22 protein-coding genes and 1 riboswitch are annotated in these 19,501 nt (G+C 67.0%); of the genes, 8 read left to right on the top strand and 14 right to left on the bottom strand.

All coding sequences use genetic code 11. The features are described 5' to 3' along the window. Positions 1–221 precede the first annotated feature (221 nt). Entirely contained in the window at positions 222–1,397 is a 1,176-nt protein-coding gene (locus ASC68_RS14730; RefSeq protein WP_055880624.1) for an MFS transporter, read from the top strand. Between the two features lie 148 nt (positions 1,398–1,545). Here the strand turns inward: ASC68_RS14730 and ASC68_RS14725 are convergent, their stop codons facing one another. Together ASC68_RS14725 and ASC68_RS14720 are read right to left on the bottom strand one after the other, a co-directional pair. Beyond that, positions 1,546–2,025, bottom strand: coding sequence for an SRPBCC domain-containing protein (locus ASC68_RS14725; protein WP_055880622.1), 480 nt, complete (start codon positions 2,023–2,025; stop codon positions 1,546–1,548). After that, positions 2,022–2,351, bottom strand: coding sequence for a helix-turn-helix transcriptional regulator (locus ASC68_RS14720; protein WP_055880619.1), 330 nt, complete (start codon positions 2,349–2,351; stop codon positions 2,022–2,024). Before ASC68_RS14720 ends, ASC68_RS14725 begins: the two co-directional genes overlap by 4 nt. A 136-nt stretch (positions 2,352–2,487) precedes the next feature. On the opposite strand from ASC68_RS14720, the gene ASC68_RS14715 reads away from it, so the two are divergent. Beyond that, on the top strand, positions 2,488–3,102 hold the full coding sequence (locus ASC68_RS14715) for a dihydrofolate reductase family protein (protein WP_055880616.1): 615 nt from the start codon (positions 2,488–2,490) through the stop codon (positions 3,100–3,102). A 179-nt stretch (positions 3,103–3,281) separates the two neighbouring features. Here ASC68_RS14715 and uppS read toward each other — a convergent pair whose 3' ends face one another. The 3 genes from uppS to ASC68_RS14700 form a co-directional block, all read right to left on the bottom strand. Next, the gene (uppS, locus tag ASC68_RS14710) at positions 3,282–3,965 is read right to left on the bottom strand and encodes a polyprenyl diphosphate synthase (protein WP_055880613.1); all 684 of its coding nucleotides are present in this window, start codon (positions 3,963–3,965) and stop codon (positions 3,282–3,284) included. A 296-nt stretch (positions 3,966–4,261) separates the two neighbouring features. After that, entirely contained in the window at positions 4,262–4,624 is a 363-nt protein-coding gene (locus ASC68_RS14705) for a transcriptional regulator (protein ID WP_055880611.1), read from the bottom strand. Next, a complete protein-coding gene (locus ASC68_RS14700; RefSeq protein ID WP_055880610.1) occupies positions 4,614–5,222 on the bottom strand; it encodes a hypothetical protein in 609 nt (202 codons plus the stop codon). The genes ASC68_RS14705 and ASC68_RS14700 overlap by 11 nt, the downstream gene beginning before the upstream one ends. A 403-nt stretch (positions 5,223–5,625) precedes the next feature. Here ASC68_RS14700 and ASC68_RS14695 point away from each other — a divergent pair, with 403 nt between their 5' ends. Beyond that, a complete protein-coding gene (locus tag ASC68_RS14695) occupies positions 5,626–6,789 on the top strand; it encodes a DUF2652 domain-containing protein (RefSeq protein WP_055880607.1) in 1,164 nt (387 codons plus the stop codon). Positions 6,790–6,816: 27 nt separating this feature from the next. Here the strand turns inward: ASC68_RS14695 and arfB are convergent, their stop codons facing one another. From arfB to ASC68_RS14660, 7 genes are all read right to left on the bottom strand, one after another. Next, complete coding sequence (gene arfB, locus ASC68_RS14690; protein WP_349236243.1) at positions 6,817–7,305, bottom strand: alternative ribosome rescue aminoacyl-tRNA hydrolase ArfB; 489 nt, start codon at positions 7,303–7,305, stop codon at positions 6,817–6,819. Positions 7,306–7,420: 115 nt separating this feature from the next. Then, a complete protein-coding gene (locus tag ASC68_RS14685) occupies positions 7,421–8,206 on the bottom strand; it encodes an SDR family oxidoreductase (protein ID WP_055880605.1) in 786 nt (261 codons plus the stop codon). 149 nt (positions 8,207–8,355) lie between these two features. After that, positions 8,356–8,862, bottom strand: coding sequence for an SRPBCC domain-containing protein (locus ASC68_RS14680; protein WP_248310544.1), 507 nt, complete (start codon positions 8,860–8,862; stop codon positions 8,356–8,358). Beyond that, positions 8,846–9,199, bottom strand: a complete 354-nt coding sequence (locus tag ASC68_RS14675) for a metalloregulator ArsR/SmtB family transcription factor (RefSeq protein ID WP_055880601.1) — start codon at positions 9,197–9,199, stop codon at positions 8,846–8,848. Before ASC68_RS14675 ends, ASC68_RS14680 begins: the two co-directional genes overlap by 17 nt. Positions 9,200–9,255: 56 nt before the next feature. Next, a complete protein-coding gene (locus ASC68_RS14670) occupies positions 9,256–10,314 on the bottom strand; it encodes an iron ABC transporter permease (protein WP_055880598.1) in 1,059 nt (352 codons plus the stop codon). A 165-nt stretch (positions 10,315–10,479) separates the two neighbouring features. Beyond that, complete coding sequence (locus ASC68_RS14665; RefSeq protein ID WP_055880595.1) at positions 10,480–11,424, bottom strand: ABC transporter substrate-binding protein; 945 nt, start codon at positions 11,422–11,424, stop codon at positions 10,480–10,482. Between the two features lie 11 nt (positions 11,425–11,435). Then, positions 11,436–12,239 (bottom strand): ABC transporter ATP-binding protein, encoded by an 804-nt coding sequence (locus tag ASC68_RS14660; RefSeq protein WP_055880593.1) that lies wholly within the window; start codon positions 12,237–12,239, stop codon positions 11,436–11,438. Between the two features lie 108 nt (positions 12,240–12,347). Further along, positions 12,348–12,565, bottom strand: a riboswitch (cobalamin riboswitch). A 664-nt stretch (positions 12,566–13,229) separates the two neighbouring features. Here ASC68_RS14660 and ASC68_RS14655 point away from each other — a divergent pair. The 5 genes from ASC68_RS14655 (at position 13,230) to ASC68_RS14635 (ending at position 17,921) form a co-directional block, all read left to right on the top strand. Beyond that, positions 13,230–14,597, top strand: coding sequence for an LLM class flavin-dependent oxidoreductase (locus tag ASC68_RS14655; protein ID WP_055880590.1), 1,368 nt, complete (start codon positions 13,230–13,232; stop codon positions 14,595–14,597). Beyond that, positions 14,597–15,169: an NAD(P)H-dependent oxidoreductase gene (locus ASC68_RS14650; protein WP_055880587.1), complete on the top strand. Its 573-nt coding sequence runs from the start codon at positions 14,597–14,599 to the stop codon at positions 15,167–15,169. Before ASC68_RS14655 ends, ASC68_RS14650 begins: the two co-directional genes overlap by 1 nt. Before the next feature lie 28 nt (positions 15,170–15,197). After that, a complete protein-coding gene (locus ASC68_RS14645; protein WP_055880584.1) occupies positions 15,198–16,163 on the top strand; it encodes an aliphatic sulfonate ABC transporter substrate-binding protein in 966 nt (321 codons plus the stop codon). A gap of 74 nt (positions 16,164–16,237) precedes the next feature. Continuing rightward, complete coding sequence (locus tag ASC68_RS14640) at positions 16,238–17,089, top strand: ABC transporter permease subunit (protein ID WP_082528184.1); 852 nt, start codon at positions 16,238–16,240, stop codon at positions 17,087–17,089. 4 nt (positions 17,090–17,093) lie between these two features. Then, positions 17,094–17,921 carry an ABC transporter ATP-binding protein gene (locus ASC68_RS14635; protein WP_055880582.1) on the top strand — a complete coding sequence of 276 codons (828 nt, stop codon included), beginning with the start codon at positions 17,094–17,096 and terminating at the stop codon, positions 17,919–17,921. Between the two features lie 69 nt (positions 17,922–17,990). Here ASC68_RS14635 and ASC68_RS14630 read toward each other — a convergent pair whose 3' ends face one another. Then, positions 17,991–18,659: an SH3 domain-containing protein gene (locus ASC68_RS14630; protein WP_055880579.1), complete on the bottom strand. Its 669-nt coding sequence runs from the start codon at positions 18,657–18,659 to the stop codon at positions 17,991–17,993. 171 nt (positions 18,660–18,830) lie between these two features. Beyond that, positions 18,831–19,472, bottom strand: a complete 642-nt coding sequence (locus tag ASC68_RS14625) for a peptidase inhibitor family I36 protein (RefSeq protein WP_055880577.1) — start codon at positions 19,470–19,472, stop codon at positions 18,831–18,833. Positions 19,473–19,501: the final 29 nt, after the last annotated feature.

Here is a 19,501-nt window from a genome sequence, read left to right as displayed (position 1 = left end):
CAGGCAACGAGGCTCCGCACACCCCCTCCGAGCTGCGCTAGCTCGCTTGCGCTCGCAAGCTTCGCTTGCCTCCCCCGTCAAGGGGGAGGTGGGCATCGAGCTTGTGGCTGGATCCGGCCCAGCAATGCGATTGGGACCGCTACCATTGGATGTGTCGCTGCGGGCGATTTGCCCTTTCCCATGCCTCCGCACGACGCCAAGAATACTCCCGAGGGGGAGCTATGGATTCGCGGCTGTATTGGCTGGCGCTGGCGGCATTTGTCGGGGCCATTGAAGGGGGCCTGATCGCCGGATTGTTGCCGCTGATCGGCGCCGACCTCGGGGTGAGCCTGGGGCAGGCGGGGCTGGTGGTGCTGTTCTATTCGCTGGCCTATGCCTTCGGCCCGCCGCTGCTGGCGCTGCTGCTCGGCGGGGTGGGGCGGCGGCGCATTCTCGCCGGCGCCGAGTTCGGCTTTGCGCTCTGCGCGCTGCTGATCGTGCTCTCCACTACGTTCGAAGCCCTGGTCGTGGTGCGGACGGCACTGGCGGTGGTGGCGGGGACCTATACCGGCACCGCCATGGCGACCGCCGCGATGATCGCGCCCTATGGCAAGCGCGGCCGCTACATGCAGGTGATCAGCATGGGGCAGGCGATCGCGGCGCTGGCCGGCGTGCCGCTCGGGGCGTGGATCGCGGCGCAGTTCGGCTGGCGGGTGGTCTATGTGATGCTGGCGATCATGGCCGGGCTGGCGGCGACGGCGCTCTATGTGCGGCTGCCGCGCGGCATGCTGGGCGATACGCTGAGCATTCGCGACCGGCTGCGGGTGCTGCGCAACCCCGGCGTGGGCCGGGCGCTGCTCTCGACCCTGTTGTTCATGATCGGCTCGTCGCCGCTGATCGTCTATATCGGCGCGCTGATGGCGGCGGTGGGCGTCGGCTACGAGACGCTGCCGCTGGTGCTGCTGGCCGGCGGCATCGGCGCCATCGCCTGCAGCGCCACCGCGGGCCGGATGTCGGATCGGTTCGGCAGCGGCCGGACGGCGACCATCGCCGGGCTGGCGGTGATCGTGGTGATGGCGGTGTTTTTCGGCCTCTCCTATGTGCCGTCGGCCTTCGCCCTGCCGGCGCTGATGCTGACGGTCGGCGCGCAGGGTTTCGTCGGCCGCACCTATTCGATCGCGGTGGCCAGCCACATGGCGCAGATCGCGCCGGGCGCGGTGCCGGTGGCGATCTCGCTCAATATGTCCGCCTTCATGATCGGGATGGCGGTGGCAGCGGCCTTAGGCGGCATCGTGCTCGACAGCTGGGGCGCCATGGCCCTGCCGCTGATCGGCATCCCCCTGGTCGCCCTGGCGCTGATTGTGTGGCGTTCAGTGCCGGAAGGGCCACGCGAGCGGGTGGATGAGGAGGGGTCGTAAGGGGGGCGAGGCGGCTTGGTTGTGTTTCCACTGGCGGTGCCATCAACGCCCCCTCGCCCCTTCTAGGGCGCGCGAGAGCGCCCTCCGGGGGGAGAGGGGACGCGAGACATCCGCCGGTGCCAAACAGCGCCGGACCGGGCGTCTTTGCTCAGCTGGTCGGAACCTCAACAAACCGCGCCAGCTGTTCGATCACGGTACCCCAGCCGTCGTAGAAGCCGAGTTCGGCGTGCTTGTCGCGCGTGGCGCGGTCGGAATGCATGACGCGCGCCGCGTACTGCGTGCCGCCATTCATCTCGTCGAGGGTGATTTCAGCTGTGATGAAGCTATTGGGCGCCGGGCGGAAGCCGGCGAGCAGGGCATCGGTGAAGATGAGGCGGCGCTGCGGTTCGACGATCAGGAAGCAGGCATTCATATGCGGGGCAAAGGGCTGGCCGGCTTCGCTGATTTCGGTCACCAGTGGGCCGCCGGGCACGGCTTCGAAGCGGACCGCCCGGCACTTGGCCGGCTCGGGCACCCACCATTGCTCGAACTGCCGCGGCAGCGTCCAGGCATCCCAGACGGCGGCGCGCGGCGCCCGGATGAAGCGCTCGATGGTGAGGTCGCGTTCGGGGTCGAACATCTCGGTCATGGCTTGTCCCTGGTGACGAAGGCCTCGAGCCGGTCGGTACGCCCGCTCCACAGCCGGCGCTGCTGATCCAGCCAGCTGTCGACCAGCGCGAACGTGCCCTTTTCGAGGGTGCAGGTGCGCACCCGGCCGGTTTTCGCGGTGCGGATCAGGCCGCTCTGCTCGAGGGCGGTGATGTGCTTCATGAACGAGGGCAGGGCCATGTCGAACGGTTTGGCCAGTTCGCCCACGCCGGCCGGGCCGCCGCCGAGGCGCTGCAGGATGGCCCGCCGTGTCGGATCGGCGAGGGCCTGGAAAATCCCGTCGAGTTGCTCGGTGCCCGTATGCATGGGCGACGACTAGCATCGGGCAATGCTTAGCGCAATGGCTAAGTGTTTGCCGCCGGCATCACTTAGCCGTTGCGCTAAGTGTCTGCGGTTGATAGTTAGCCAAAAGGCATAGTGTTTCTCACTCGGAGTTTGAAAAATGAAGCTGGTGGTCATGACCTTCGTATCGCTGGACGGCGTCTACCAGGGGCCGGGCAGCCCGGACGAGGACCGCAGCGACGGCTTTTCGCGCGGCGGCTGGTTCGTGCCCTATCTCGAGCAGGGCTTTCTCGATCAGGCGCGCATCTGGCTGGAGCAGGCCGATGGCTTGCTGCTCGGGCGGCGGACCTATGAGAGCTTTGCGCGCGACTGGCCGGAGATGAACAAGCCGGATGACGCCATCGGGCTGATGATGAACCGGCTGCCGAAATACGTGGCCTCGGCGACGCTCGAGGCAACCAGCTGGGGACCGGCGACGGTGCTGCGCGGCGATGTGCTCAAGCAGGTCGAGGCGTTGAAGGCGCGGGATGGCGGCGAGCTGCAGGTGCATGGCAGCGGCAGCCTCGCCGGATCGCTGCTGGCGGCGGGGCTGGTCGATGAGCTGCGGCTGGCGGTGGCGCCGGTGATCGTCGGGGTCGGGCACAAGCTGTTTGCACGGGATGGCGTGGCGACGGCGATGCAGGCGCTGCGCAACGACACGACGCCGGGCGGGCTCAACATCCAGGTGTTCAAACGGGTGGGCGAGGCGAAATACGAGACGTTCCAGCGGCCTTAGGGACTTGAAGATCGGGCGCAGGATTTGGCCACCCACTCGGTGTCATCCCAGCGAAAGCTGGGACCCATCTATCGGCTGGCGCGGGCTGTGAGTTGGGTCCCAGCTTTCGCTGGGATGACGGCCGGTGGGGAGGTGAGGCCGTGGACCATCTCGGGTCCGTTTACGGCTCTCACAGAGCTCTACCCAGCCATAGCCCTAACGGGCTCGACATTGCCGCCAAAGCTGCGCACCCGGGTGCCATACTCCGCCAATGCCGTGTCGAACTCGGCGGGGCCGAAGTCGGGCCATTTCACCCGGGTGAAGTAGAGCTCGGCCTGGGCGCATTCCCACAGCATGAAATCGGAGAGCCGCTGGTCGCCGCCGGTGCGGATGAGGAAATCGACATCCTCGGTGCCGAGCTCGGCGGCGATCGCCTCGGGTCCCGCCGCCGCGGCGGCGAGGATGGCGTCGCGGGCGGAGTAATCGATGGCGACGCGCAGATGCAGGCCGGTGCAGGCGGCGGTGCTGCGTTCGGCGGCGGCGATGGCTTTCACCAGGCCGAGCGGCAGGCGGTCGCGGCGGCCAAGAATGGAAATGCGGACATTGGCGTCGCGCAGTTGGCGCGCCTCGACGAGCAGGAAATGCCGCAGCAGCGCCATCATGCCGGCGACTTCGGCCTCGGAGCGGCGCCAGTTATAGGTGGAGAAGGCGTAGAGCGACAGCGCGCCGATATCGCGCGCAATGGCCGAGCGGACGATGGCGCGCACGGTATCGGCGCCGACCTGATGGCCGGCCGGGCGGGGCAGGCCCCGCGCCTCGGCCCAGCGGCCATTGCCGTCCATGATGATGGCGACGTGGAGTTTGTGGTCAGGAGTGGTTTGCATTGTAAACCTCGTGGACATCGGTTGAGCGGATATGAATTGGTCAGGCATCGGTTACGAATTGGTAGTGGTCGACGGAGAGAGACGGCCCCCTCCCTCGCCATTCGAGCATAGCTCTCATGGCCTTCTCGTCTCAAATCGCTCCACTGGAGCGATTTGCCCTTCGGGGCGGTTCGAAGTCCCCCATGAAGGGGGAGGTGCCCCGCCGGTTCATTGGGCACAATCGAAGACAAAGCCTCGACTCTTCACCTCCCCCTTTATGGGGGGGGCCGGGAGGGGGCCGTCTGCTTCAGTCCGCACTATGCCACCTGCGGCTTGCCCGGCGCAGCCTGCTCCGCCCTTGCCGAGGCGTCGCGGACGACGCGTTCGAGCACCGAGAGATAGTCGAGGAAACGCTGGCGGCCGGCGGGGGTGAGGCGGATTTCGGTCAGCGGGCGGTTACCGGTGTAGCCCTTGTGAATGTCGACCAGCCCGGCTTCCTGCAGCACGGCGAGGTGGCGGCTGAGATTGCCCTGGGTGAGGCCGCAGAGGCGCAGCAGGTCGTTGAAGGCGAGGCCGTCAGGCCGGCTGACCAGGGAGGTGAGGATGCCGAGGCGGGCCTTCTCGTGGATGACGCGGTCGAGCCCGTCATAGGCGAACGGCGCATCGGGCTCAGCGGACATTGGCGGCCTCCGAGGCGCGGTGGACGATGCCGGCGATCAGCAACTGGCCGACGGCGAAGGGCAGGCCCATGTGCCAGGGCGAGAGGGTTTGGTCCCCGGCGGCGAAGAGCAGCACGGTGAAGCCTGACAGCAGGTACCAGGCGCCGGCCAGCGCGATGGCGCGCGGCAGCGAGCGGACGGCGGCAAAAATGCCGAGGCTGACGAGGATCAGCCACAGGCCGGGGACCAGCCACAGCTGCTCGGGCGCGAAGCGGGCGAAGAAGGCGAGCAGCGCCGCGCCGGCGACGCCTGCCGGTACGAAGTTCAGCACCGCCTCGCGGATCATCTGGTCGGCAAGGCCGGCATGGTGGCGCTGGGCCCGGCGCAGCATCTCGGCGCCAATCAGCGCGACGGCGACAATGGCGGTGAGCACCCAGCCGGTGAAGTAGGCCATGGGCTCAGCGGCGCCCGGCAGCACCGACTGCAGCGCCGCAACGGCGAAGGCGAGGAGGCCCGAGGTGGCAAGGGCGGCGGGACCGAGGCCGAGGAACTCGCTCGACTGGGCGAGGCGCGACTTGATCTCGACGATATCGGCGAGGGCTTTGTCGAGGTCGGACATGGCCGGTGACTCTGGTTTGTGACGCAAACCAGATTGGGGCGCAAATTGCGGCGGGTGTATGGCGTGGAACTGCGGGAGCCGTGGGATCACAGGCGCCGCTGTGAAGCGCGGTGCATTTGTGGTAATTTGTCGAGTGTCTCTGGGCTCCCCGCCTCGTGGCACGACGCCAGGAGCTTTCCAGCTCCCGGCGTTCTAGGTGACTGCTCGGACCCCGATGCCGCCATGCGTCGGGGTCCACCTATTGATAGCGGATCGTTCCGGCAATTTCGCTGACATCGCCAGGAGGCGACCGCGGGCGGACGGCAAGAGGCCGTCGCGAGCGGATCGGCAAGAGGCGACCGCGACCACTGGCCCTGCTGCCCCGTTCCGTGAGACAATGACGGCGCGGCGGGGGAGGTGACAGGTGTCGACCCGGCTTGGCTATTTCCTCATCGCCGACATTACCGGCTACACCCAGTATCTGGGGGCGTCGGAGTTGGAGCATGCGCAGCAGACGCTGACGGCGCTGCTCAACCTCCTGATCCACGACACGCGGCCGCCGCTGGTGATCTCGCGGCTCGCCGGCGATGCGGTGATCAGCTACGGGCTGAGCGACAATTTCCTCACCGGCCAGACCTTCGCCGAGACCATCGAGGACACCTATGTCGATTTCCGCAGGGCGATCGAGCGGATGGTGCACAACACCACATGCCCCTGCAATGCCTGCCGCAATATCGGCACGCTGGATCTGAAGTTCTTCGTCCATCATGGCGAATTCGCCGTGCAGAAGCTCGATGCACATGACGAGTTGGTGGGCTCGGAGGTGATCCTGATCCACCGGCTGCTGAAGAACCACGTGACCGAGGCGACCGGCTTCCGGGCCTATACGCTGTTCACCGATGCGGCGCTGACCCGGCTCGGGCTGGGGACCGCGGGGCTGGTGGCGCATCAGGAGAGCTACGAGAATTTCGGCCCGGTCGCAGTGTGGATCGAGGACATGCATCCGGTGTGGGAAGCGAAGCGCCGGCTGACCCGAGTGAGCATCCCGGGGGACAGCGAGCTGCTGCGGGTGAGCGCCGAGATCGCGCTGCCGCGCGAGCGGGTGTGGGACTATGTGGTGCAGCCCGAGCACTACCGGGTGCTGCTGGCGGCGACGCATCTCGATATCAACGGCAAAAGCGCCGGACGGGTGGCGGTGGGCAGCGTGTTCCAGTGCTACCACGGCGATGCGATCATTCCGCTGACGGTGCTCGAATGGCAGCCATTCGAGCAGATGCTGGTCGAGTATGTGTCGCCGGTACCGATCCGTGGGGTGTCGGGGCTGACCGAGCTGCGGCTCGAAGACTCCGGGACCGGCACCCGGCTGACGCAGATCTTCAGCAAATCGAGTGGCCCGTTGCTGGGCCGGATGATGTCGGATGCCGGGCTGAAGTCGTCGGCGAAACAGTTCCAGCACGATATCGAGCAGTTCGCGAGGCATATCGAGGCCGACCATGCGCAGCATCCGCCGGAGGACGCGATGCCGACGATCGCTGCGGCGGAGATCGGCGCGGCGGCGCGCCAGAGCCTTGGCGAGATCGGCGCCTAGAGCCTTTCACCGCCGATCCGACGAGCGTTAATCCCAGCTCTTGACGCTGCGCAGCTTCTTGGTGGCGCCGCGCTGCGACTTGCCTTCGAGGCGGCGTTGCTTCGAGCCGAGGGTAGGGCGGGTCGGGCGCCGGGGTTTTGGCGGGACCAGGGCCTCGCGCAGGATGGCGACGAGGCGGTCGATGGCGTCGTCGCGATTCATCGGCTGGCTGCGCAGGCGGTTGGCGGTGATGACGATGACGCCCTCGGTGGTGAGCCGGCTGCCGGCGAGAACGGCGGCGCGGTGCTTCAGCGGCTCGGGCAGGGAGGGGGAACCCATCAGGTCGAAGCGGAGCTGCGCCGCGCTCGACACCTTGTTGACGTTCTGGCCGCCCGGGCCGGGGCTGCGGATATAGTCGATCGAAATCTCCGACAGCGGGAGATGCACGGCGCCGCCGATGTGGAGAGAGTCGGGAATGGGGGAGGGCTCCGCAGGTTGGAGGCGGAGGTTAGCACGGACGCCTGAGCGTGTGGCCACCCCCACCCTTGATCCCTCCCCACAAGGGGGAGGGAGAAGCAGAACTGAGATCGTGCCGTTAGCGCCTCCCTCCCCTTGTGGGGAGGGCCGGGGTGGGGGTGGCCACACGCTCGAACTAGTCCGCGTCCAGCACCGAGCCGCAGGTGAGGTTCATGATGGCGCCTGATATCGCGGTGGCGCGGTCGGAGGCGGCGAAGGCGGCGGCGCTGGCGACTTCGGCGAGGGTAGGCATGCGGCCGAGAATGGTGCCGGCTGTCATGTAGGCCTTGATCTCGCGAACCAGCTCGGCGTGCTCTGGGGCGGAGGGCCAGGTCTCCGGGATGGCTTCGGAGCGGAGGCAGACAACGCGAACCCCTTTGGGGCCGAGTTCGGCGGCGAGGGTGCGCGACAGCGCTTCGATGGCGGTGCAGGCGATGCCGAAGCCGCCGGCGCTGTGCTCCATCTGGTCGCGGCCCGAGAGGTGGGCGCCGGTGGACGACAGGGTGAGAATGACGCCGGAGCCCTGCTTGACCATATGGCGGGCGGCGGCGAGGCCGGTGAACAGGTGCGTGCGGACGCCGGCAGTGATCGGGGTGAGCACGTCCGCGCTGTTCATGTCGATGAGGCGCGTGCCCTGCAGGTGGCCGAAGATCGAGATGGCATTGAAGGTGATGTCGATGCGGCCGGCTTTGGCGGCGATGGCATCGGCATGGGCGCCAACCGCGGCTTCGTCGAGGGCATCGACTTCGGCGGCCTCCGCCTCGCCGCCCGCGGCGTTGATGGCGTCGGCGACGGCCTGGACTTTGGCGAGTGTGCGGCCGGCGAGGAACAGGCGGGCGCCATCGGCAGCGAACTGCCGGGCGGTGGCGGAGCCGATCCTGCCGGCGGCACCGTGGATGATGGCGGTCTTGTTGGCGAGCATGGGAGGCCTTTCCGGTTGAGAGGCTGGTGCGTGCTGACCCCCACCCCTGTGAGGGAGACCAAAACACAATGTCCGTGCGGGCGTCTCCCTCCCCCTTGCGGGGAGGGATCAAGGGTGGGGGTGCACAGCCACCGGCGCTGGTGATGAGGTCATGTCAGCTGTTGCAGCTGGATGCCCTTGGCCAAGGCCGCGGCGTATTGCTCTTCCTTATTGAAGAGCGAGTTCCAGCCGCCGACATGGCTGTCGCGCGAGGCGACGGAGGTGAAGGGGGTCTGGTGGAAATGCTGGGTGGTGCGGCCGGCGCGTTCCTCGAACTGCACCGTGATGGTGGTCGGCACGGTTTCGCCGGCCCCTTCGTCCCAGGCGAAGCTGAGGACGATGCGCTTATGCGGCTCGATCTCGAGATACTCGCCACCCGACCAGCTCTTGGGGAACATCGACGAGGTCATGCCGACCCGCCAGGCGCCGCCGGGGCGGAAGTCGGAGCTGAGGTCGGTGACGGTGAAGCCTTCCGGGCCCCACCAGCGGATCATGTGCTGGGGTTCCTGCCACATGCGCCAGACGATCGACAGCGGCGCATCGAAACTGCGGGTGATGAACAGCTCGTCGTCGCGCAGCTTCAGGGCCTCAGTGCGCATTTCAGTTCTTTGAGCCATTGTCATCTCCCTTGGTGATCTCGTCGAGATAGGCGCCCATCTTGTCGAAGCTGCCTTCCCAGAACATGCGGTAGCGGGCGAGCCAGCCATCGACTTCTTGCAGCCGGGCGGTTTCGAGTTTGCAGGGCCGCCACTGCGCCTCGCGGCCGCGGCTGATCAGGCCGGCGGTTTCGAGCACCTTCAAATGCCGCGACACGGCCTGCAGCGTAATGTCGAATGGTTCGGCCAGCTCGTTGACCGTCGCCTCGCCTTGGCTCAGCCGGGCCAGCAGGGCCCGGCGGGTCGGATCGGCGAGGGCCGACAACGTGGTGCTGAGCGGGTCGGTGGCGGAGTACATATTCAACACTTTCGTTGATTAACGTTTGTGTTGAATATGCCCTCCGTTGTCGGCTGTCAAGCGGCGCCGCGGCGGCGGCGGAGCAGCAGGATGAAGAAGCCGCCACCGACCAGCCCGGTGATGATGCCGATCGGCAGATCCTGCGGCGGGATGATGGTGCGGGCCAGCATATCGGCGAGAACGAGGAAGATGGCGCCGAGCAGAGCCGACAGCGGCAGCACCCGGCGATAGTCGCCGCCGACCACCAGGCGGACGATGTGCGGGATCATCAGCCCGACAAAAGCGATGACGCCGGAGAAGGCCACGGCGGCGCCGGTCAGCAGGGCCGAGACGATGAACACCAGCATGCGGAAGCGCCCGGCCGGGATGCCGAGCGTGGTGGCGCTTTCGTCGCCGAGAGTCATGGCGTTGAGGTGGCGCGCGTTGGCGATGAGGTAAGCGCCGCAGGCGAGGAGCGCGACGAGCGGGTAGGGCAGTTGCGCCCAGGTTGAGAGCCCGAGGCCGCCGAGCATCCAGAAGATCACGGTGTGGGCGGCGCGCGGATCGCCGAGAAAGATGGCGAGGCTGCCGCCGGAGGTGATGATGAAGCTGACGGCGACGCCGGCGAGGATCAGCCTGCTGGCATCGGTGGAGCGGGTGAGATTGGCGACGCTGACCACGATGGCGGTGCTCAGGAGCGCGCCGCCGAAGGCGAAGAGCGGCACGGTGGCGAGGCCGAGGAACATGCCGGTATGCAGCAGCACGATGATGGCGCCAAGCGCCGCGCCCGAGGAAATGCCGAGCAGGTGCGGATCGGCGAGCGGGTTGCGAGTCACCGATTGCAGCGCCGCGCCGACCAGCGCCAGGCTGGCGCCGACGGCGGCGCCGAGGATGACGCGGGGCAGGCGGACCTCCCAGACGATGTTGTCACGACCGGCCGACCAGCTGACCTCGACGCTGCCGGGGGCGAGATGGTGGGCGACGACCGACCACACGGTATCGAGCGGAATGGCGATGGCGCCGACGCTGACGGCGACCAGCGCGGTGACGAGGAGCAGCGCGGCGAGCGCCAGCACCAGCGCCGGGGTGGCGTGGACGAGGGCGTGGCGCGGGCCGGAGAGGTGGCGGTGGGACATGGGGGCTTGCTTGCTAACTTGGACCGCCGGCGCGGGCCGACCCCCACCCCTGTCCCCTCCCCCTCAAACAGGGGGAGGGAGACGCTGTCCTCGATATCTGTGGGAGGGTCTCCCTCCCCCTTGCGGGGAGGGGACAGGGGCGGGGTCAGCCCGCGCCGGCTTCGCCTACTCCGCGAACGCCGCCGCCAGGTGCTTGATCGCCGCGATGTTGCGCGGGCCCGGGGTGGCCTCGACATATTGAAGCGTAACGAAGCGGTTATGCCTTACCGCCGGAATGTCCTTGAAGGCCGGGTTGTTGCGCATGAAGTCGGCCTTCTGCTCGGCGGTGACTTCGCCGTAGTTGATGATGACGATGACGTCGGGGTTGCGCTCGATCACCGGCTCCCAGCCGATCTCGACCCAGCTCGAGTTCACGTCGTCCATGATGTTGGCGCCGCCGGCGGCTTCGATCAGTGCGGTGGGGATGGCGTAGCGGCCCGCAGTGAAGGGCTTTTCCTCGCCCGAGTCATAGATGAAGACCTTTGGCGGGGTGTCGCGCCTGGGTAGCGTCGCGGTGAAGGCGGCGAGCTCGGACTGGTAACCGGCAACCAGCGCTTCGGCGCGTTCGGAGACGCCGAAGATTTTTCCCAGATTGAGCAGGTCGACATAGAGGTCGTCGATCGCGGCCTTGGGCTTGTCCATGATGTGGATGCAGCTTTCGGTCAGCTCGTAGACCTTGATGCCGAAGGCACCGAGGGTCTCCGGGGTGATTTCGCCGCCGACCTTCATGCCGTAGTTCCAGCCGGCGAAATAGAAGTCGGCATCGGCGCCGAGCAGCACTTCCTTGGTGGGATAGTCAGGCGACAGCTCGGGCAGTTCGGCGACGCCGGCGCGCAGCGTTTCGTCGAGCGTCTTCCATTCCGACACTCCGGTATAGCCGGCCATCGAGCCGGTGAGGCCGAGGGCCAGCATCATTTCGGTGAGGTTGACGTCGTTGGAGACGGCGCGGCTCGGGGCGGCCTCAAAGGTAACGTCACGGTTACAGCTTTTGACGGTGACCGGGAAGCCGGAGGCGAAGGCGCTGGTCGCGGCGAGCGCGACAAGCGGGGCGGCGAGGAGGCTGAGGCGCATGGAATTCTCCCTTAGCGGCGCGGGTCGAGATGGAAGGAAAAGCGGGGGCGGCCGGTAGCCGGATGGCTGTCGATGGCGGTCTCGACGGCAAAGGTCTCCCGGATGGCCTGAGGCGTCAGCGTCTCCAGCGGCGGGCCGAGCGCCGCCTGCCGGCCATCGGCGATGACCAGCACGCGATCGGCATGGGCCGAGGCGAGCGCCAGGTCGTGCAGCGAGACGATGATGGTGGTGGGTAGCGCCGCCAGCAGCGCCAGCACCTCAAGCTGATGGCGGATATCGAGGTGGTTGGTGGGCTCGTCGAGGATCAGCAGATCCGGTTTCTGCACCAGGGCGCGGGCAAGCATGACGCGCTGCTTCTCGCCGCCAGAAAGCGAGGCAAAATCGCGGGCAGCCAGCGGCGCGAGGCCGAGCAGATCGAGGGCGGCTTCGACTGACGCGTAACCGCGCGGTGACCCATCATGCTGATGCGGGGTGAGGCCGAGCTCGATGATTTCGGCGACGCTGAGACCGAAATCCGAGGCCGGCTCCTGCAGCACGGTGGCGATGCGGCGGGCGGTGGCGCGGGGCGGCAGCGACCAGAGGTCGGCGCCATCGAGGCGGACCGTACCGGCGGTGGGGCGGTGGTAGCGGTAGAGGCAGCGCAGCAGGCTGGATTTGCCGGCACCGTTGGGGCCGACCAGCGCCAGCATCTCGCCGGGCGCGACGACAAAGCTCAGATCGCGGACGATCGGGACGCGATGCGACGGCCCCCAGCTCAGGCCTTCGACCGAGAGGGCGGCCGGGCTAGAGCCGACCAGGGATCGGGCAAGCTCCATGGGAGGCCTCCGCGCATAGGCGAGGGCTGACGGGCGAACCGATCAAAATGCGAGCTGCGATGCGTAGTCGTAGCGCCATCGACGTTCCCCTCGGCACACCCCGGCCGGGTTACAGTGAGCTGTCGAGGCAGGTCTCCTGGCTCGCGGGTCACAGCGCCTCCGAACCTTCCCAACCCGTCGGGTCAGTGGTGTCTACGGAAGAGCTCGCCGCTTACAGTTGCGGGGGCAGCCACGGTTTTGCGCCCTGATGGGTACGTCGCACCGTGTTCCCTTTTAATCCCCGTTGGCTTGGCGGCCGCCGAGGAACCTTGAACGGGCGCATAGAGCGTGGACTCGGGGGCGATGTCAATTGGCAGGGAGGTGGTCTCAGAGCATGGCGCTCCGGCGGTGCAGTGATCGCCTTCTCCCCTTGTGGGAGAAGGTGCCCGAAGGGCGGATGAGGGGTTCTCTCCGCGGGCTCCGTCGCTCGTCGCCTACGCTCCGATCGCGCTACACTTCGTTGCGCGGACCCCTCATCCGGCGCTGCGCGCCACCTTCTCCCACAAGGGGAGAAGGCAAGAGGGTGGCCATCGCTGACATGCGTGCATTGGCACTGCCGGGAAGTGGCAATCCAAAAGGGATCGCGGACCCGACACCGTGCGGCGGGCCGGGTCCGCGTCGTGAGGGAGGGGAGGCGCCCCGCCTCACGGGCTATCGAGCGTCGCAGCCCGATGGGAGAAATGAACTGAGATGTGCCCCCTCAGTGCCACCGACTCGGCAGCTTAGGAGCAGTGCATCACAGCCCAGCTGACAGAGCGCTGAACGTCGGTTGCAGAAATGGTTCAGAAACCGCATCCGACCGTCCGTTCCCCGGCAAGGCGATTGTGCGGGCAAAAAAAGCTCACGAACCCAGCGATCGGCGCAAAGCCATCAGTCGACATTGTATATTGAATTAGTAGGCTAAAGTCTCATTGCCGAGCATGGAGCGCGGCACCGGGGACCGATGTCGAAATGACCACCGAGGACAGACAGCTCAAACTCGGCGCCTTCATTATGGCGACCGGGCATCATATCGCGGCGTGGCGGCACCCGGATTCGGACGCCGACGCCGGACACAGCATCGACCACTATCGCGGCCTCGCCGAGACGGCCGAGCGCGGCAAGTTCGACCTGGTGTTCGTTGCTGATAGTCCCGCTGGCTGGGATGGCGACAAGGATGCCGAGACGCGCAGCCGGGTCAGCCATTCGGCGCATTTCGAGCCGGTGACGCTGTGGTCGGCGCTGTCGCAGGTGACCGAGCGGATCGGCTTCGTCGCCACCGCGTCGACCACCTATGAGGATCCCTATCTCCTCGCCCGCAAATTCGCCTCGCTCGACCATATCTCGAAAGGCCGCGCCGCCTGGAATGTGGTGACGACCGGCGCCGACGTGTCGAAGAACTTCTCGATTGCTGGCCATCCGGCGCATGCCAACCGCTACGAGCGGGCCGAGGAAGTCGTCGATCTGGTGCTCGACCTGTGGGATTCCTACGAGGATGATGCGCTGATCCGCGACAAAGCGAGCGGGATCTTTCTCGACCCTGACAAGGTCCACAAGGTCAATCACCACGGCAAGTTCTTCGATGTCGCCGGGCCGTTGAACGTCGCCCGCTCGCCGCAGGGCAGGCCGGTGGTGGTGCAGGCCGGCGCCTCGGAGCCGGGTCGCGAACTGGCGGCGCGCACCGCCGAGGTGATCTTCACCGCCAACCAGACGCTGGAAGATGCGCAGGAGTTCTATTCCGACATCAAGGGGCGGCTCGCCAAATTCGGCCGCCGGCCGGAACAACTGCTGATCATGCCGGGCATCTTCGCGGTGCTGGGTGGGACGGAGAAAGAGGCGCAGGAGAACTACGAGTTCATCCAGTCGCTGGTGCACCCGACGATCGCCTGGTCGATCCTCAAGCAATATTATGTCGGGGTCGACCTGTCGGGCTACTCGCTCGACGACAAGGCGCCGCCGCTGCCAACCAATACCGAACTCAACAAGAGCCGGCTGAAGCTGGTGTCGGACCTCGCGGCGCGCGGGCTCAGCCTGCGAGAACTCTATTTGTCACTGGCCACGGCGCGCGGCCACCGGACGGTGGTCGGGACGCCCGAGCAGGTGGCCGACGCCATCGGCGAGTGGTTCCACGGCGGGGCGGCTGACGGCTTCAACATCATGCCACCGGTGCTGCCCACCGGGCTCACCGACTTCGTCGACCAGGTGGTGCCGGTGCTGCAGCGGCGCGGCTGGTTCCGCACCGAATATGAAGGCGCGACGCTCAGGGAAAATCTCGGGCTCGCGCGGCCGGTCAATCGTTTCGTCGAACGCGCTGCGGCGCAGAGCCAGAGGAGCGCCTGATGGCCGGGCTGAATATTGTCGGATTTGCCGGCAGCTCGTCGCGACCGTCGCGGACGCGCAACCTCGTGGAAGCGATCGCCGAAGCGGCGGCGCAGCGTTCGGGAGCCAAGGTCTCGATCTTCGATCTGCAGGAGATCCAGCCCTCGCTGGGCTCGACCCTCGATCCGCGCTCGGCGCCGGCCGATCTCGCGCAGCTGATCGCAACGATCACCGCCGCGGACGCGCTGGTCGTTGGTTCGCCGATTTACAAAGGCACCTATACCGGGCTGTTCAAGCACCTGTTCGACCTGATCGAGCCCAAGGCGCTGAAGGGCAAGCCGATCGTGCTCTCGGCAACCGGCGGCAGCGAGCGGCACGCGCTGGCGATCGACCATGGGCTGAGGCCGCTATTCGCGTTCTTTTCGGCCGATATCATCGCCACCGGCATCTATGCCAGCGAGCCGGATTTCGCCGACTACCAGCCGCATAGCCCCGGCCTGCTGAAGGGGATCGAACGGGCGGCCGAGGAACTCGACTGGCGGCTGCGGGGCAAGCGCGTCGAGGCGGCCGAGCCGCAGCGCGCCATCGCCTGATTTCAACCTGTTTCTGATGGAGACGACGATGATCGATCGCAGATCGACACTGAAGCTATTCGCCGCGGCGTCGGCGCTGAGCCTCGTGCCAGGCGTGGCACGGGCCGAGGATACGGCCAGGGAATTCCGCATCGGCTGGCAGAAGGGCGGGGTCTTTGCGCTCGCCAAATCGTCGGGGGCGCTCGACAAGCGGCTCGAGGCGCGCGGCGTCAAGATCACCTGGTCCGAGTTCACCTCGGGGCCGCCGCTGCTCGAGGCGCTGGGCGCCAACGCGATCGATTTCGGCTCGACCGGCGACATCCCGCCGCTGTTCGCCCAGGCGGCGGGTGGCGACCTGGTCTATGTGGCGGCCAGCAAGAGCAGCGTCGCCGGCTCGGCCATTCTCGTCAAAAAGGACTCGCCGATCCAGTCGATCGCCGACCTGAAGGGCAAGAAGGTGGCGTTCAAGCGTGGCTCCAGTGCGCATAATTTTGCAGTCAAGGCGCTGCGCACGGTCGGGCTGACGCCGGCCGATGTCGAGGCGCTGGATCTGGGGCCGCCGGATGCGGCGCCGGCCTTCGCCAGCAACCAGATCGATGCCTGGATCATCTGGGACCCCTATTATGCGATCGCCGAACAGGCGCCGGATACGCGCGTGCTGGTGACGACCGAAGGCATCGTCGACTCCTGGGGCTACTACCTGGCCAATGGCGGCTACGCCAAGGAGAACCCGACCATCCTCGCCGAGGTGATCGACGAGCTAGCGAGGGTGGGGAAGGCCGCGCAGGCCAATATCGAGGCCACGGTCGGCGAGATCTCGGCGGTGACCGGGGTGCCCGAACCGATCCAGAAGATCGCGCTGACCCGCAAGGGTGCCGACCTCGGCGCCATCCAACCGCTCGACGACAGCATCCTCACTTACCAGCAGGCTCTGGCCGACGAATTCTTCGGGCTGGGGATCCTGCCCAGGAAGCTCTCGATCGCCGAGGTCTTCTGGCACGCGCCGGAGCTCTAGAGCATTCCGCCGTTTCGCTGAAACGACGAAATGCCTGAGGCCTTTGATTTGTCGCGCTTTCAGGGAGACGCGAAATGACGCTGGTTGCCGAGCTTCCCAAACCGGCCGCCTTGCCGGGCGGGCCAAACCTGCGCCAGGCGGGACGGTGGATTTCGTCCCGGCTGAGCGGCGCGCTGCCGCTGCTGCTGCCGGTGGCCATCGTCGTCGCCTGGCAGACGGCATCGAGCCTGGGACTGATCGGCAACCGGCTGATGCCGGCGCCGCTCGATGTGCTCAGGGCCTTCTGGGACAAGACGGTTTCGGGCGAGCTCGGGGTCAATATCGCGGTCAGCGCGCAGCGAGCGCTGTCGGGGCTGTTCGTCGGCGGCTCGATCGGCTTCCTCCTGGGGATCGCCAACGGTGTTTCCAGCCTGTCGCACCGGCTGACCGACACGACGCTGCAGATGATCCGCACCATTCCCAACCTGGCGCTGATCCCGCTGGTGATCCTGTGGTTCGGCATCGGCGAAGAGGCGAAGCTGTTCCTCACCTCGCTCGGGGTGTTCTTCCCGATCTATCTCAACACGCTGCACGGGGTGCGGACGGTCGATCCGCAACTGATCGAGATGGGGCGGGTCTATGGGATGAACGGCTGGGCCTTGTTCCGCAAGGTGATCTTCCCAGGCGCGCTGCCCTCGATTTTCGTGGGCCTGAGGTTCTCGCTCGGCATCATGTGGCTGACGCTGATCGTTGCCGAAACCATGGCGGCCTCGTCGGGCATCGGGCACATGGCCAACTCGGCGCGCGAGTTCATGATGACCGATGTGGTGGTGCTGGCGCTGGTGATCTACGCGCTGCTCGGCAAGCTGGCCGATGCGACGGCGCGGTTCCTCGAGCGGCGGACGCTGCAATGGCACCCGGCGTTCCAGACGCCGGCGAAGGGGTGATCCGATGAGCCAGATTCAGCAGGCCCGCAAGTTCAACGCCTGGGGCAAGGGGATCGAGCCGGAGTACGGTCCGCAGGCACCGGCGCCCACGGCAGAGCGCGGCAGTGCGGTGGGCATCCGCATCGAGGGGCTCGATAAGTCGTTCGGCAGCGTGCCGGTGCTGCGCCAGCTCGATCTCGAGGTGCCCGCAGGGCAGTTCCTCGCCATCGTCGGCAAGAGCGGCTGCGGCAAGAGCACGTTGCTGCGGCTGCTCACCGGTCTCGACGAGCCGACCGGCGGGCGCATCACCTTCACCGGTCCGGGCGGCGAGGCAGTGACGCCGAATGCCCGGATCGTGTTCCAGGAGCCGCGGCTGCTGCCGTGGGAGCGCGTCGCCGGCAATGTCGCGGTGGGCCTGGGGCCGGGCCAGGGCGGCCGCCCGGCCAAGGAGAAGTCGCTGGCGGCACTGCGCGAGGTGCAGCTCGACGAGAAGGCTGGCGACTGGCCGGCGCAACTCTCCGGCGGGCAACGGCAGCGCGTGGCGCTGGCCCGTGCGCTGGTCAGCCGGCCGGACTTTTTGGCGCTCGATGAGCCGCTGGGCGCGCTCGATGCGCTGACCCGCATCACCATGCAGGGGCTGGTCGAGCGGGTGTGGCGGGAGCAGGGGTTTACCGCGCTGTTCGTCACCCACGATGTCGGTGAGGCGGTGGCGCTGGCCGACCGGGTGATCGTCCTCGACGAGGGCCACATCGTGCTCGACATCCTGGTCCAGCACGAGCGTCCGCGGTTGCGGGGCGCCGAGGACCTGGCGCGGATCGAGCGACAGTTGCTCGACGCGATCTTCCGGCGCTAGGTGCAAGAAGCAAAACGCCGCCCCGGGGCAATAAGCCGGGGCGGCGCTTTGTGTTCAGTCAGGCGGCGCTCAGCGGACGCGCAGCGAGCTGATGTTGTCGTTGGCACCGCGCAGGTTCGGCACGCTGCGTGAGATCACGATGCAGCGGCCGTTGAAGTTGGCGCGCTCGCAGACCAGGGCCTGCGCATCGCCGCGGATTTCGATCGAGCGGATCGAATCGTCCCAGCGGCCGAGACGGGCCAGCCGCTCACCCGGACGAGCGCAGAAGCTGTCGCCGCGGAAATTGGTGTTCTCGTAGAAGCAGACGCGGTCGCGGTTGCCACCCGGACGGCCAGGCCGCATGTCGAAGCCGCCCGAACCGATCTGGAAGCTGAAGCCGGGGACGTCGAAGCCGATGCTCACATCGACATCCGGCCGGCTCGGGCCCGGGGCCGGACGATCGGGGACGATGACGCGAGTATCGATATCGTCCTCATCGTCGAAGCCGGAATCGTCGTCGCTGAGGAAGCTGGCGGAGACCCAGCCATCCGGACCCTGCTTGATCACGTAGCACCAGCCCCCGGAGCAGCGATCGATCTCGACCTGCTGGCCGGGGCGCAGCACATCGACCACGGCGCCGTTCACCGGCGCGGCACGAACATTGACGGTGCTGGTGGCGACGGCGGCGTTGGCCGCACCGGCGAAGAACAGCGAGCCGAGCAGCACGGTGGCGGCTCCTGCCAGTTTGATGGGATGCATGAATAGTCCTCTCTTGGTGACGCTTTGGGGCATTTATCGATTGTCGCCGCGAGGCCGAAACGGCCCGAACGCAAGGGAGTTCCATGCATCGTGTCGATTGCGCCTAAAATGCAACCGCCGCCCCGGGAGTTCCTCCCCGGGGCGGCGTTCGGCTCTCAGTATGGTGAAGCGTCAGTTAACTTCGTAGGACGAGATGGCGTTGTTGAGCTGCTTGGGCAGCGAGGCCTTGGACGAGCTGATGTCGGCGCAGATGCCTTCGAGGTCGAAATCGCGGCAGACCAGCACGTCGGCATCGCCGAACACCTCGATCGAGGAGATCGAGTCGTTCCAGCTGCCGCCCAGCGCATCGTCGCTGTCGCCGGGCTCGACGCAGAAGCTCGCGCCGTTGAAATTGGCGTTCTTGTAGAAGCAGACCTGGTCTTCTTCTTCTTCCGGCTCCGGCAGGGGCTGCGGCTTGGGCTGGTTGCCGATGCCGATCGAGATCGACGGCTTGCCGTCGCCGCCGACACCGAAGCTGAAGCTGAACGGCACGTTGGACGCGGGCTTACCCTTGTTGAGGCCGCCGAGGCGGTTCTGGCGCACCCAGCCATCGGGGCCCGGGATCTGGATCAGGCAGACGGTGCCCTGGCAATCGAGCACGGTGACAAGCTGGCCTGCCGCGACGGAATTGACCACCGGCGAGTTCGGGTTGGCGGTCTTGCGGACGTTGGAGTCCTGCAGCATGTGGGCATTGGGCGCAGCGAAGGCAGGCGCGACGGCAAGGCCGACAAGCGCGGCCAGCGCTGCGGCGGCGACGAGGTGGAGACGCTTCATGAGGATGTTCCCTGATTGACGGCACCGGG

Origin of the sequence: Devosia sp. Root105 (assembly GCF_001424865.1) — a bacterium.
GTDB lineage: Bacteria > Pseudomonadota > Alphaproteobacteria > Rhizobiales > Devosiaceae > Devosia_A.
This window is presented reverse-complemented; position numbering and strand designations above follow the sequence as displayed.

Coding starts and splice junctions, on each gene's coding strand:
- ASC68_RS14730 (WP_055880624.1), top strand. CDS start 222: ATGGATTCGCGGCTGTATTGGCTGGCGCTGGCGGCATTTGTCGGGGCC.
- ASC68_RS14725 (WP_055880622.1), bottom strand. CDS start 2,025: ATGACCGAGATGTTCGACCCCGAACGCGACCTCACCATCGAGCGCTTC.
- ASC68_RS14720 (WP_055880619.1), bottom strand. CDS start 2,351: ATGCATACGGGCACCGAGCAACTCGACGGGATTTTCCAGGCCCTCGCC.
- ASC68_RS14715 (WP_055880616.1), top strand. CDS start 2,488: ATGAAGCTGGTGGTCATGACCTTCGTATCGCTGGACGGCGTCTACCAG.
- uppS (WP_055880613.1), bottom strand. CDS start 3,965: ATGCAAACCACTCCTGACCACAAACTCCACGTCGCCATCATCATGGAC.
- ASC68_RS14705 (WP_055880611.1), bottom strand. CDS start 4,624: ATGTCCGCTGAGCCCGATGCGCCGTTCGCCTATGACGGGCTCGACCGC.
- ASC68_RS14700 (WP_055880610.1), bottom strand. CDS start 5,222: ATGTCCGACCTCGACAAAGCCCTCGCCGATATCGTCGAGATCAAGTCG.
- ASC68_RS14685 (WP_055880605.1), bottom strand. CDS start 8,206: ATGCTCGCCAACAAGACCGCCATCATCCACGGTGCCGCCGGCAGGATC.
- ASC68_RS14680 (WP_248310544.1), bottom strand. CDS start 8,862: ATGGCTCAAAGAACTGAAATGCGCACTGAGGCCCTGAAGCTGCGCGAC.
- ASC68_RS14675 (WP_055880601.1), bottom strand. CDS start 9,199: ATGTACTCCGCCACCGACCCGCTCAGCACCACGTTGTCGGCCCTCGCC.
- ASC68_RS14670 (WP_055880598.1), bottom strand. CDS start 10,314: ATGTCCCACCGCCACCTCTCCGGCCCGCGCCACGCCCTCGTCCACGCC.
- ASC68_RS14665 (WP_055880595.1), bottom strand. CDS start 11,424: ATGCGCCTCAGCCTCCTCGCCGCCCCGCTTGTCGCGCTCGCCGCGACC.
- ASC68_RS14660 (WP_055880593.1), bottom strand. CDS start 12,239: ATGGAGCTTGCCCGATCCCTGGTCGGCTCTAGCCCGGCCGCCCTCTCG.
- ASC68_RS14655 (WP_055880590.1), top strand. CDS start 13,230: ATGACCACCGAGGACAGACAGCTCAAACTCGGCGCCTTCATTATGGCG.
- ASC68_RS14650 (WP_055880587.1), top strand. CDS start 14,597: ATGGCCGGGCTGAATATTGTCGGATTTGCCGGCAGCTCGTCGCGACCG.
- ASC68_RS14645 (WP_055880584.1), top strand. CDS start 15,198: ATGATCGATCGCAGATCGACACTGAAGCTATTCGCCGCGGCGTCGGCG.
- ASC68_RS14640 (WP_082528184.1), top strand. CDS start 16,238: ATGACGCTGGTTGCCGAGCTTCCCAAACCGGCCGCCTTGCCGGGCGGG.
- ASC68_RS14635 (WP_055880582.1), top strand. CDS start 17,094: ATGAGCCAGATTCAGCAGGCCCGCAAGTTCAACGCCTGGGGCAAGGGG.
- ASC68_RS14630 (WP_055880579.1), bottom strand. CDS start 18,659: ATGCATCCCATCAAACTGGCAGGAGCCGCCACCGTGCTGCTCGGCTCG.
- ASC68_RS14625 (WP_055880577.1), bottom strand. CDS start 19,472: ATGAAGCGTCTCCACCTCGTCGCCGCCGCAGCGCTGGCCGCGCTTGTC.